This window comes from Baekduia soli, assembly GCF_007970665.1.
GTDB lineage: Bacteria > Actinomycetota > Thermoleophilia > Solirubrobacterales > Solirubrobacteraceae > Baekduia > Baekduia soli.
In genome coordinates this window covers 509,011-521,014 of the sequence record NZ_CP042430.1, presented here as the reverse complement: position 1 = coordinate 521,014, position 12,004 = coordinate 509,011, and the positions used below count along the sequence as shown (strand labels likewise).

Annotated in this window: 9 protein-coding genes; 5 read left to right on the top strand and 4 right to left on the bottom strand. The window is 74.2% G+C overall.

Annotated features, from left to right (window positions below; translation table 11 throughout):
* Window positions 1-84 precede the first annotated feature (84 nt).
* The 3 genes from FSW04_RS02275 to FSW04_RS02265 all read right to left on the bottom strand — a co-directional run bounded on the left by FSW04_RS02275 (window position 85) and on the right by FSW04_RS02265 (window position 3,004).
* Complete coding sequence (locus FSW04_RS02275) at window positions 85-1,281, bottom strand: PP2C family protein-serine/threonine phosphatase (protein WP_146915814.1); 1,197 nt, start codon at window positions 1,279-1,281, stop codon at window positions 85-87.
* A gap of 52 nt (window positions 1,282-1,333) precedes the next feature.
* On the bottom strand, window positions 1,334-2,194 hold the full coding sequence (locus tag FSW04_RS02270) for a COG4705 family protein (protein WP_146915812.1): 861 nt from the start codon (window positions 2,192-2,194) through the stop codon (window positions 1,334-1,336).
* Window positions 2,195-2,263: 69 nt separating this feature from the next.
* Window positions 2,264-3,004 carry a DUF72 domain-containing protein gene (locus tag FSW04_RS02265; protein WP_146915810.1) on the bottom strand — a complete coding sequence of 247 codons (741 nt, stop codon included), beginning with the start codon at window positions 3,002-3,004 and terminating at the stop codon, window positions 2,264-2,266.
* Window positions 3,005-3,147: 143 nt separating this feature from the next.
* On the opposite strand from FSW04_RS02265, the gene FSW04_RS02260 reads away from it, so the two are divergent.
* The 3 genes from FSW04_RS02260 to FSW04_RS02250 all read left to right on the top strand — a co-directional run bounded on the left by FSW04_RS02260 (window position 3,148) and on the right by FSW04_RS02250 (window position 6,284).
* Window positions 3,148-4,590 (top strand): MFS transporter, encoded by a 1,443-nt coding sequence (locus FSW04_RS02260; protein WP_228430813.1) that lies wholly within the window; start codon window positions 3,148-3,150, stop codon window positions 4,588-4,590.
* Window positions 4,591-4,603: 13 nt separating this feature from the next.
* Complete coding sequence (locus FSW04_RS02255; RefSeq protein WP_187369171.1) at window positions 4,604-5,200, top strand: TetR/AcrR family transcriptional regulator; 597 nt, start codon at window positions 4,604-4,606, stop codon at window positions 5,198-5,200.
* Window positions 5,201-5,315: 115 nt separating this feature from the next.
* Window positions 5,316-6,284 carry an IS481 family transposase gene (locus FSW04_RS02250; protein ID WP_146915806.1) on the top strand — a complete coding sequence of 323 codons (969 nt, stop codon included), beginning with the start codon at window positions 5,316-5,318 and terminating at the stop codon, window positions 6,282-6,284.
* On the opposite strand, the gene FSW04_RS02245 is transcribed toward FSW04_RS02250, so the two are convergent.
* Window positions 6,281-7,390: a zinc-binding dehydrogenase gene (locus tag FSW04_RS02245; RefSeq protein WP_146915804.1), complete on the bottom strand. Its 1,110-nt coding sequence runs from the start codon at window positions 7,388-7,390 to the stop codon at window positions 6,281-6,283. The genes FSW04_RS02250 and FSW04_RS02245 overlap by 4 nt on opposite strands.
* Before the next feature lie 281 nt (window positions 7,391-7,671).
* Between FSW04_RS02245 and FSW04_RS02240 the strand changes: the two genes are divergently transcribed.
* Together FSW04_RS02240 and FSW04_RS02235 are read left to right on the top strand one after the other, a co-directional pair.
* Complete coding sequence (locus FSW04_RS02240) at window positions 7,672-8,451, top strand: HpcH/HpaI aldolase family protein (RefSeq protein WP_187369170.1); 780 nt, start codon at window positions 7,672-7,674, stop codon at window positions 8,449-8,451.
* A gap of 13 nt (window positions 8,452-8,464) precedes the next feature.
* Window positions 8,465-11,986: an indolepyruvate ferredoxin oxidoreductase family protein gene (locus FSW04_RS02235; protein WP_146915800.1), complete on the top strand. Its 3,522-nt coding sequence runs from the start codon at window positions 8,465-8,467 to the stop codon at window positions 11,984-11,986.
* Window positions 11,987-12,004: the final 18 nt, after the last annotated feature.

Genomic DNA, 12,004 nt, shown 5'->3' with positions numbered 1-12,004 from the left:
CCCGCGCCCGTCAGCGATCCCCGGATCCGCCAGGTCGTGAACGCCTGGCCACCCTTCCGGGCGATGACCGCCGCGGCCCCGCGCTCACTCGACGGTCTGGGGCAGCAGGCCGTGCTCGTCGCCGCCGCGCCACTGCACGAGCAGCGCGGTGGCGTCGTCGGCCAGGTCGTCGGTGGCGTGCAGGAGCGAGCGCCGCAGCCGGCGCAGCGTCTCGGCGACCGTCAGCCCGGCCGCCGCCTCGCGCTCGATGAACGCGCCGAGCCCCTCGACCCCGAGGCGGGTGCCGTCCTCGCGGGAGGCCTCCGACAGCCCGTCGGTGAAGAAGAGGACCAGGTCGCCGGGCTGCAGCGACTCGTGCGCCACCTCGGCGGCGGGACCGCCCGGGACCCCGAGGGGCGTGCACGGCGTCGCGATCAGCGACCGCGCGCGCCGGCCGCCACGGACCACCAGCGGCCGGGGGTGGCCGGCGCTGATCCAGGACAGCACGCCGGTGTCGAGGTCGAGCTCGGCGATGATCGCGGTCACGAAGCGGTCGTCGGGGAACTGCTCGCCGACGGCCTGGTCCATGGCCAGATGGGTCGCCACGAGGTCGCGCCCGTCGCGGCGGCTGTGGCGGTAGGCGGAGATCGCAAAGGCGGCGACGCCGGCGGCGGCCAGCCCGTGCCCCATCGCGTCGAGGACGGCGGCGTGCAGCGTCCTGCCGTTGACGGCGTAGTCGAACGCGTCGCCGCCGTTGTCGTAGCAGGGCTCGAGCATGCCCGACACGGCGAGGCCGTCCGTCGCGAACACCAGCGGCGGCGCCAGCGCCCAGACGAGCTCGGAGGCGATGGTCATCGGCCGCCGCCTCCGGGTCCGCTCGATGGCGTCGCCGTAGGCGCCCTTGGCGACGAGCAGGATCGCCGCGAGGTGCGCGTAGCGCTCGCACAGGGCCAGCAGCGGCTCGTCGAGCACGCCGTCGGGGAACGTGAGGCCGAGGGTCCCGAGCCGTTCCGTGCCGTCGACGAGCGGCATCCACAGCCGCTCGCCGGAGCCCTCGTCGGGGCTTGCGCGCAGCGCCGTCGTCGTGCTGAACGCGCGCCCGGCCATCGTCCCCGTGACCGAGAGCGGCACGCCGCCGGCGGGGGCGAGCGCCATGAGGCTGTCCAGCTCGTAGTCGATGACGTGGACGGTGACGTCGGCGGCACCCAGCGCGGCGGCCTGCTCGGCGATGACGCCGCCGACGTCCGACGGCGCGCTCAGGTGCGTCCGGCGCAGCAGCTCGGAGAACGGGTCGCGGTCCACCCGCCCATCGTGCCCCACCGGGCGGGGCGCGGAAACGCGCGCCGGGCGCCGCCTATCCCTCGGCCGGCTGCGCCTGCGGGTGCCCGTGGGGCAGGTGCGGATGCGGGACGTGCGGCAGGTGCGCGTGCGGCTGGGGGACGTCGGGGCGCTGGATGTCGCGCCGCGTGACGGCGACCCATGCCACGAGGGCCACGAAGACGACCAGGGTCCCTGCGCTGACCACGCCGTCGCCGAGGTCCAGGCCCTTGTTGCTCTGGGGCTTGGCCAGCCAGTCCACCACGGACGCGCCGAGCGGGCGCGTGATCACGTAGGCCGTCCAGAACGCGACGACCGGGTTGAGCCGCAGCTGCCACCAGCCCAGGGCGGGCACGAGGAAGAGCACCCCGAAGATCGCGATGGACTCGAGGAAGCCGAGGTGCAGGGTGAGGGCCGTCAGGTCGCCGGCGGCGGTGCCCAGGGCGAACGTGGCCAGGACGGCGATCCAGTAGTAGGTCTCGCGCCGCGCGGTGGTGATGCTGTGGATGTCGAGCGTCCCCTCGCTGCGGTGCCAGAGGACGAACACGACCGCCACGACGGCGGCGAAGAAGGGCGTGGTCACCGCGTAGGAGAGCCCGGCGCCGTCCTTCAGCCCGTCGGCGGCCATCGTGCCGAAGATCGCCACCATCATCACCGCGAACCAGTAGACGACGGCGCGGTACTCCGTCGTGCGGACCTGCAGGCGGATGGCGTAGGTCAGGCCGAAGATGCCGATCGCGCCGGCCAGGGGCACGCTCTGCTGGCCGAGGAAGTCCGACATGGACTCGCCCATGCCGGTGGTCAGGATCTTCAGGGCCCAGAAGACGGCGGTGATCTCGGGGACCTTGGCGGCGAGCGGGGCGGGGCGGCCGGAGCGGGTCTTGGCGGTGGGCAGCATGGGTCCGGGCATGGTGTGGGGGCTCACCTGAACGGCTCCTGACCGGCCGCCGGATCCTCGACGTTCGTCTCATGCCCGGGCGAGCAGCGTCCGCAGCCGCCGCGCGTTGCGCGGTGCGAAGCCCTCCCAGTCGTTGTTGAAGTAGGCGAAGACCTCGGCCTCGGCCTTCAGGCGCCGCAGGCGGCCCGCCCACTCGCGCAGCTCGGTGTCGCTGTAGTTGCCGCGCCGGCCCCGCGCGCCGTGGTGGAAGCGGACCATCGTGAAGTCCGCGGTGAGCACGTGAGGCTGGAACGGCCGGTCGGGACGGTCGCCGATGCACAGCGCCACCGCGTGCTCGCGCAGCAGCGCGAGCACCTCCGGGGCGAACCAGCTCGGGTGGCGGAACTCGAAGGCGTGGCGCTCGCCGCGTCCGGTGGGCAGGCGGTCCAGCGCGGCGGCCAGCCGCGCGTCGTCCCGGGGGAAGCGCTCGGGCAGCTGCCAGAGGACCGGTCCCATGCGGTCGCTGCCCAAGAGGGGGTCCAGGCGCGCCCAGAGGCGCTGCACCCCGCGGTCCATGTCGGCCAGACGCCGGACGTGGGTGAGGTAGCGGCTGGCCTTGACGGCGAAGCGGAAGCCCGGCGGGGTGCGCCGCACCCAGCCCTGGACGGTCTCGAGCGCTGGCAGGCGGTAGAAGGTCGTGTTGAGCTCGACCGTGTCGAACACCGTCGCATAGTGCTCGAGCCAGCGGCGCTGCGGGCAGCCGGCGGGATAGAAGTCCCCGGCCCAGCCCGCGTAGCTCCAGCCCGAGCATCCGATGTGCACCGCCGCCATGGCACCAGGGGTACCCGCGAGCGCGCGCGAGGCGCCACCGGACCGCGGAGGCGCCTCCGCTATGGTGCCCGGAGGCGCCTCCGGCTCGCGTGCGGAGCGACGCCGAGGTCCTCGTCCGCCCGACCGTGCCAGGAGCGCGCACCGTGAGCACGCAGCACCCCGCCCGTCCGCACTACACCATCACCTTCGTGGTGCTCGCGGTCGCCGCGACCGCCTACGTGCTGCTGCAGTCGCTGGTCCTCCCGGCGCTCCCCGACTTCCAGCGCGACCTGCACGCGTCGGAGACCTCGGTGAGCTGGATCCTCACCGCCTACCTGCTCAGCGCGTCGATCGCCACGCCGATCATCGGCCGCCTCGGCGACATGTACGGCAAGGAGCGCGTGCTGCTCATCGTGCTGGTGATCCTCGCCGCCGGCACGCTGCTGTCGGCCGTGGCGACGTCGATGAACGTGCTCATCGCCGGCCGCGTCGTGCAGGGCGTCGGCGGCGGCATGTTCCCGCTGGCCTTCGGGATCATCCGCGACGAGTTCCCGCGCCAGAAGGTCGCGGGCGGCATCGGCCTCATGTCGTCGCTCATCGGCATCGGGGGCGGCGCGGGCGTCGTGCTCGCCGGGCCCATCGTCCAGAGCATGTCCTACCACTGGCTCTTCTGGTTCCCGCTCGTCGCGATCGTCATCGGCGCCGTCGCGACGCACTTCTTCGTGCCCGAGTCGCCGGTCAAGACGCCCGGCCAGATCAACTGGATGGCGGCGGTGCTCATGTCGGCCGGGCTGGTCGCCGTGCTCGTGGCCGTCAGCGAGACCACGCTGTGGGGCTGGGGCTCGGTCAAGACCCTGGGCCTCATCGCGATCGGCCTGGTCATCCTCGCCGGCTGGGTGGTCACCGAGGCGCGCTCGCGCGAGCCCCTCGTCGACATGCGGATGATGCGGATCAAGGGCGTCTGGACCACCAATGCGGCCGCGTTCCTGTTCGGCCTGGGCATGTACTCCGCGTTCATCATCATCCCGCAGTACGTCCAGGAGCCCACGTCGACGGGCTACGGCTTCGGCGCCTCGGTCGTCGAGTCGGGCCTGTTCCTGCTGCCGTCGACCGTCGCCATGCTGCTCATCGGCCAGTTCTCGGGCACGCTGGACCGGATCATCGGCTCGCGCCCCGTGCTCATCCTCGGCGCCGCCTCCACCGTCGGGTCCTTCGCGGTGCTGACGTTCGCGCGCTCGCACGAGTGGGAGATCTACGCCGCCTCGGCGCTCATGGGCGTGGGGATCGGCCTCGCCTTCGCGGCGCTGGCCAACCTCATCGTCCAGAACGTGCCCCAGGAGCAGACCGGCGTCGCGACGGGCATGAACACGGTCATGCGGTCGCTGGGCGGTGCGCTGGGCGGCCAGGTCGCCGCGACGTTCATCGCCAACAGCGTGACGAACGGCAGCCCGACCGACCACGGCTTCACGCTGGCCTTCGGCGTATGCCTGGCCGGGCTGGTCGCCAGCCTGCTCGTGTCCTTCCTCGTCCCGCGGCGCGGCATCGTCGGCGAGGTCGACCCGCACCGCCCGCCGGTCCCCGGGGACCTGGTCGGCCAGGAGGTGTAGCGTGCGCGCGCCCGTGGACGCCGCCCCGACAGCCCCCGAGGCATCGCCGGGCGCACCGCAGCGCTCCGACGCGCGCCGCAACCGCGACAAGCTGCTGGCCGCTGCGCTGGATCACTTCGAGCGCCACGCCTCCGAGGCCTCGCTGGAGGCCATCGCCCGCCAGGCCGGCGTCGGCATCGGGACGCTGTACCGGCACTTCCCCACCCGCGACGCGCTCATCCTGGCGGCGCACGAGCGCTGGGTCGCCCAGCTCAGCGAGGCCGCGCCCGAGCTGCTGGCCGAGATGGAGCCCGTCCCGGCGCTGCGCACATGGATGGAGCGGCTGGCGACCCTCGGCATCCAGCGGCGCTGGATGGCCGACGCGATCAGCGCGGCCGCCGAGGCGCGCGGCGGCGCGCCGTCGCCGGCCTACCTCATGCTCCTGGAGGCGCTGGGGCGACTGCTGGACGACGGGCGCGCGGCCGGCGCGATCCGCGGCGACATCTGCGCCGCCGACGTGTTGCTGGCCATCAGCGGCTTCTGGCACGTCAACCTCGCCGAGGACTGGCAGGCCCAGGTCCAGCGGCTGCTGGACCTGCTCATGGACGGCCTGCAGACGCTGCGCGCCTAGGTGACGTGCCTCGGGACGTTCCGAACGTCTGAGGGCTGAAGTTGAGGCATCCGGGCTGAGACAGAGGCTGTGGGTCTTCTCAAGGATCCAACGGCCTCGGAGGTCATCAGCCCGGATGCAGTGCAAGCGTAGGTGGCTGCCCAGCTGGCAGCGTGTCGAGCTGGTTGATTGGTGTCTTGGCGAGGGACTTCCTCGACGCCAGGCAGCGGCCCGTCGGCGGGTGAGCGTGTCGACGGTGCAGTACTGGATCGACCGGTACCGCAACGCCTCAGACGCCGAGCGAGCGTCGGGCGCGTGGGCGCAGGATCGACCCTCGACGCCGCATCGCCAGCCGACGCGGTCCAGCGACGAGCTGCACGACCGTGTCTGCCAGGCGCGGACGCGGACGGGCTGGGGGCCGCGCCTGATCGCCTCCGAGCTCGGCATCGCGCACGCGACGGTCTCGCGCTGTCTGAAGCGGCGCGGCATGTCGCGCCAGCCGCCGGCGCCCCGAGAGGCGGTGCAGCGCTTTGAGTGGCCGTGCCCTGGGGCGTTGATCCAAAACGACGTCAAGCGTTTCGCGCGGTTCTCCTCACCCGGCCATGCCGTCACCGGCAACCGTCACCGCACGGGCGCCGAGAAGCGCCAGCGTGTCGGCTACGAGTTCGCCCACAGCGCGATCGACGACCACAGCCGCCTGGCCTACACCGAGCTGCACCGCGACGAGAAGGCCGCCACCGTCATCGGCTTCACCGAGCGGGCGATCGCGTTCTTCGCTGCGCACGGCATCATCATCGAGCGCTGGCAGACCGACAACGCCTGGACCTACACCCACAACAAGGCGCTGGCCGCCCTGTTTGACAGCCACGGCATCCGGCATCGCACGATCGCGCCCCGCACGCCGCGCCACAACGGCAAGGTCGAGCGCTACCAGCAGACCCTCAAACGCGAATGGGGCCTGGGACAGCGCTACCGCTCAAGCGACGCCAGAGCCGCAGCGCTGCCACACTGGCTGCACCACTACAACAACGAGCGGAACCACAGCTCGCTCGGCAACCGGCCGCCCATCACCCGCGTTCGGAACGACCTGAGGCAGAACAACTAGCCCGCGGGCGCCATCTCGACGACGGCGCGGCCGACGATCTCGCCGCGGGCGAGCAGGCCGTAGGCCAGGTCGGCCTCGTCGAGCGTGAAGCGGCGGCTGATGACGCTGTCGAGGTGCAGGCGGCCGTCGACGACCATCTGCATGAGCTCGGCCAGGTCCGTGCGCGGACGGCCGCCGAAGGACCCCAGGAGCTGGAGCTTGCGCCGGACCAGGCGCGTGATCTCGACCTCGCCGAGCGTTCCGGCCGGGGCGATCCCGACGAACACGCAGCGGCCGCCGTCGGCGGCCATCTCCGTCGCCTGGCGGAACGTGGCGGGGTGGCCGATGGCCTCGAAGACGACGTCGGCGCCGCGGCCGTCGGTGAGCTCGCGCAGCGTCGCGACGGCGTCGGCGTCGCCGGCGTTGATCGTCGCCGTGGCGCCGCTGCGCCGTGCGCCCTCGAGCTTGTCGTCGGCCAGGTCGACCGCGATGACCTGGCCTGCCCCGAGCGCGCCGGCGAGCTGCACGATGCTCTGGCCCACGCCGCCCGCGCCGACGACGCACACGGTCTCGCCGGGCTGCAGGCCGGCCACGTGGCGCACCGCGCCCATGGACGTCAGCAGCGCGCAGCCGAAGATCGCCGAGTCGGTGAGCGGCAGCCCGTCGGGGATGCGCGCCGCGGCCAGGGCGGGCATGACGGCCAGCTCGCTCAGGCCGCCCATCGAGTACATCCACACGGGGTCGCCGGCGGCGTCGTAGAGCCGGGTCGTGCCGTCGTACAGCGTGCCCTTCAGGCGGTTGTGGGCGAAGAACGGCTCGCACAGCTCCTCGCGGCCGGCACGGCACATCGCGCACGTGCCGCAGGGCATGATGAAGGCGCCGGCGACCCGGTCGCCCGGGGCCAGCGCCTCCACGCCGTCGCCCACGGCGCGCACCGTCCCGGACACCTCGTGGCCCAGGACGCAGGGCAGCGGGAACGGCACGGAGCCGTCGTGGATGTGCAGGTCGGTGTGGCAGACGCCGCACGCCGCGACCTCCACGAGGATCTCGCCGGGCCCCGGCTCGGGGTCGCGCAGCTCCTCGACCCTGAAGGGTCCCGACCGCTCCCGCACCACCGCTGCCCGCATCACCCAGACTCCTCCTGTCGTCGTCGGGCGACCCTAGTGGATCGCCGGCGCGCGGCGGCCCGCGGGGCCGCCGGCAGACACGGCGCCGCTGTGCCGGGGCCGCGGCAGCCATCCCGACCGAGCCGACAGGGCCCGCCGCGCTGCCGGCCGCCCGCGCGGACCTTTACGGTCGCGCTCGGCCGATGGTAGGTTCGGCGACCGGTCGGTACAACGGCGGCGTTGCGTCGCGGCACGCCGGATCGAACCCAGGGCACCCGCAGGGGACCGAGAGGACGGTGGCGATGTCGGACTGGAGCGTGCTCGAGACGAGCCGCGAGCTGAGGCGGCGCTGGGACTCGGGTCAGGCGACGTTCGGGGCGTGGGTCGCCTCGGGGAGCCCCCACGTCGTCGAGCTGCTCTGCGCCGCGGGCCCGGACTGGATCGTCCTCGACGGCCAGCACGGCTACGCCGACGCCGCGACGCTCCCCGGGCTGCTGCGCGCGGCGGCCATCTCGCGCACGCCCGCCATCGTCCGGGTGGCGAGCAACGACGGGCCGGCGATCGGCACCGCCCTGGACCTCGGCGCCAACGGGGTCATCGTCCCCATGGTCGACGACGCCGAGCAGGCCGCCCGCGCCGTGGCGGCGTGCCGGTACGGGCCGGCGGGCACCCGCAGCTTCGGGCCGACGCGCGCGGCGCTGGCGTCGCCGCCGTTCAGCACGGCGGTCGGGGACGACACCGCGATCTGCATCGTGATGGCCGAGACCGTGCGGGCCGTGGAGAACATCGAGGCGATCGTGGCCGTCGACGGCGTCCATGGGGTGTTCATCGGCCCGCTGGACCTCGCGATCTCCATCGGCCGGCCGCCGACGTTCACCATCGACGACCCGGAGGTCCGGGCGTACATGCTGACCGTGCGCGACGCCTGCCGCGCCGCCGGCTGCGCCGTCGGCACGTTTCCGGCCACCGCGCACATCCCCGACTGGGCCGCCGAGGGCTTCGAGTTCCTCGGGCTGGTGGCCGACGGTGAGATCCTGTCCCGGGTCCCGCGCGAGATGCTCGCCGCGGCCCGCGGCGCGTGAGGAGGAGACGAGGATGAGCACCATGACCCCGCCGCCGGCGATCGCGGACAAGTACGCCGGCGAGGGCACGACGTTCATGACCGGCGTCCAGGCGCTCGTGCGGGTGCCGCTGGAGCAGCGCGCCGCCGACGAGCGCGCCGGCCTGGACACCGCGCTGTTCATCTCGGGCTACCCCGGCTCGCCGCTGGGCGGCTACGACCTCGAGCTCGCCCGCGCCGGCGCGCTGCTGGCCGAGCGCGGCATCGTGCACCGCACGGCGGTCAACGAGGAGCTCGCGGCGACCGCCATCCTGGGCAGCCAGCGCGCGCACACCGTGCCCGGGGCGCGGCACGAGGGTGTGGTGGGCCTCTGGTACGGCAAGGCGCCGGGCCTGGACCGCTCCGGCGACGCCCTGCGCCACGGCAACATCGGCGGCGTCGCGCCGGCCGGCGGCGTGCTCGTCGCGGTGGGCGACGACCCGATGGCCAAGTCCTCGACGGTGCCGTCGGCGTCGGAGGCGACGCTGGCCGCGCTGCTCATGCCGGTGCTCTACCCCGGGGACCCGCAGGAGGTCTTCGACCTCGGGCTGCACGGCATCGCGATGTCGCGCTGCAGCGGCCTGTGGGTCGGCATGAAGATGGCCAACGACGTCGCCGACGGGTCGGGCAGCGTCCAGGTCGGCCCCGGCCGCGTGGCGCCCGTGATGGTCGAGGCGGTCCTCGACGGGCGCCCGTACCGCCACGAGCCCACGCGCGTCTTCCTCGGCGCCCAGCTGCACGCCGCCGAGCACTCGCTCGTCCACGCGCGGCTGCCCGCCGCGATCGCCTACGCCCGGGCCAACGGCCTCAACCGCATCACGCAGTCGGCGCCCGGCGACACGCTCGGCATCGTCGCGGCGGGCAAGACGTACGTCGACCTCCGCCAGGCCATGGCCGACCTGGGCGTCGACGACGACGACCTCGGGCGCCTGGGCGTCCGGCTCTTGCACGTCCGCATGCCGTTTCCCCTGGACGGGGAGCTCGTGCGGGAGTTCGCCGAGGGCCTCGACGAGCTCATGGTCCTGGAGGACAAGCAGCCGCTGCTCGAGCGCCAGGTCAAGGACGAGCTCTACGACCTCCGGCAGCGGCCCGCCGTGGTGGGCAAGCGCGACCGCGACGGCTCGCCGCTGGCCCGGGCCGACGGCGAGCTGGACGCCGACGCCGTCGCGCTGCTGCTCGGCGACCGGTTGGCCGGCCGCGGCGCGCCGGCCTCCGTGGACCGTCGCGTGGGGCAGCTGCGGGGGCGGGCCGTCCTCGAGCCGCTCGCTGTGACGCGCGGCGCGTACTTCTGCTCGGGCTGCCCGCACAACTCGTCGCTGAAGGCCCCGGCGGGCGCCCTGGTGGCCGCCGGGATCGGCTGTCACGGGATGGTGCACTTCATGGGCGGCGAGCACGACGGCGTCGGAACCGTCATCGGCATGACCCAGATGGGCGGCGAGGGCGCGCAGTGGATCGGCCAGGCGCCGTTCACCGACACCCGCCACATCTTCCAGAACCTGGGCGACGGCACGTTCCACCACTCCGGCAGCCTCGCGGTCCGCGCCGCCGTGGCCGCCGGCGTGACCATGACCTACAAGCTGATGTTCAACGCCCACGTCTCGATGACCGGCGGCCAGGCGGCCACCGGCGCGATGGCCGTGCCGGACGTTGCGCGATCCCTGCTCGCCGAGGGCGTGCGACGCGTCATCGTGACCACGGAGGACCCCGGCCGCTGGGCGGGACGCATGCCCGAGGGCGTGGAGGTCCGCCATCGCGACGGCCTCGTCGCCGCGCAGTCCGAGCTCGCTGCGATCGACGGCGTCACGGTGCTCATCCACGACCAGGAGTGCGCGGCCGAGGTGCGGCGCGCGCGCAAGCGCGGCACCGTGCCGGCCACCACCCGCCGCGTGCTGATCAACGAGCGCGTGTGCGAGGGCTGCGGCGACTGCGGGACGAAGTCCAACTGCCTGTCGGTGCGCCCGGTCGACACGGAGTTCGGCCGCAAGACGCAGATCCACCAGGCGTCCTGCAACCAGGACCTGTCCTGCCTGAAGGGCGACTGCCCGTCATTCGTGACGATCGTCCCGGCGGCCGCGCGGCCGCGCGCGGCGCGCGGGGCCGACCTCGACGCGGGCGCGCTGCCGCCGGTCGCCGCCCCCTCCGTCCGCGGCGAGTTCGCGCTGCGCCTGTGCGGGATCGGCGGCACGGGCGTCGTGACCGTCGCCCAGGTCCTGGCCACCGCGGCGATCCTCGACGGCTGGCACGTGCGGGGCACCGACCAGACCGGCCTGGCCCAGAAGGGCGGCGCCGTGGTGTCCGACCTGCGCCTGGGGCCCGAGCCCCTGCAGCGGGCGGGACGGCTGTCGGCCGCGGGTTGCGACCTGTTCCTGGCCGCCGACGTCATCGCCGCCGGTGCGCCCGCCAACCTCGCCGCGGCCGATCCGGGCCGCACGACCGCCGTCGTCTCCACGACGAGCGTCCCGACGGGGCGGATGGTCGCCGACGTGGCGGCCGGCCGGCCGCCCACCGACGCGCTCGTGCAGCGCATCCTGGACCGCTGCCGGCCGGGGGAGGCCGTCGTGCTCGACGCCGGCGCCGCCGCCGAGCGCCTGTTCGGCACCGACGTCGTGGCCAACATGCTCATGGTCGGCGCGGCGCTGCAGGCCGGCGCGCTGCCCGTCGACGCCGCGTGCATCGAGCAGGCCATCGCGATCAACGGCGTGGCGATCGACCTCAACGTGCAGGCGCTGCGCCGGGGCCGCCAGGCCGTCGCCGATCCCGCCGCCTTCGCGCGGGCGATCGCGCCGGCGGCGGCCGCGGCACCGGCGGGGCCGGCCCTGGGCGCGGCGCAGCAGCGCGTCGCCGATCGTGTCCGCGCCGCCGCCGGCGGCGACCTGGCCCGCAGCGTCGCGCTGCGCGTCGCCGAGCTCGACGCCTACCAGGACCTCGCCTACGCGACGCGCTTCGCCGACCGCGTCGAGCGCGTGCGCGCGGCCGAGGAGCGGGCCGTGCCCGGTGAGGATGCCCTCGCGCAGGCCGTGGCGTTCTCCCTGCACAAGCTCATGGCCTACAAGGACGAGTACGAGGTCGCCCGGCTGCACCTGGACCCGCGGCTGCGCGAGGAGGTCGCCGCGGAGTTCGGCGACGGCGCGCGGATGAGCTACCGCCTGCACCCGCCGCTGCTGCGCGCCCTGGGCCACGAGCGCAAGCTCGAGCTCGGGCCGTGGTTCGACCCCGCGCTGCGGGCGCTGCGGGCGGGCCGGCGCCTGCGCGGCACGCCGCTGGACGTGTTCGGCCGCACGGAGGTGCGGCGGGCCGAGCGCGCCGTGCTGGCCGAGTACGAGGCGCTGGCCGACGAGCTGGCCGCCCGGGTGACGCCCGAGACCCACGCCGTCGCCGTGGAGCTCGCGCGCCTGCCCGACGCGATCCGCGGCTACGAGTCGATCAAGCTGGCGGCCATCGCCCGCCACCGGGCACGCGTGGCCGAGCTGCGCGGCCTGCTGGACGCCCCGCCCATCCTCGACGTCGTGCACGGCTGAGCCGGCCGGAGCGGGAGC

Coding starts and splice junctions, on each gene's coding strand:
- FSW04_RS02270 (WP_146915812.1), bottom strand. CDS start 2,194: ATGCTGCCCACCGCCAAGACCCGCTCCGGCCGCCCCGCCCCGCTCGCC.
- FSW04_RS02265 (WP_146915810.1), bottom strand. CDS start 3,004: ATGGCGGCGGTGCACATCGGATGCTCGGGCTGGAGCTACGCGGGCTGG.
- FSW04_RS02250 (WP_146915806.1), top strand. CDS start 5,316: ATGCAGTGCAAGCGTAGGTGGCTGCCCAGCTGGCAGCGTGTCGAGCTG.
- FSW04_RS02245 (WP_146915804.1), bottom strand. CDS start 7,390: ATGCGGGCAGCGGTGGTGCGGGAGCGGTCGGGACCCTTCAGGGTCGAG.
- FSW04_RS02240 (WP_187369170.1), top strand. CDS start 7,672: ATGTCGGACTGGAGCGTGCTCGAGACGAGCCGCGAGCTGAGGCGGCGC.
- FSW04_RS02235 (WP_146915800.1), top strand. CDS start 8,465: ATGAGCACCATGACCCCGCCGCCGGCGATCGCGGACAAGTACGCCGGC.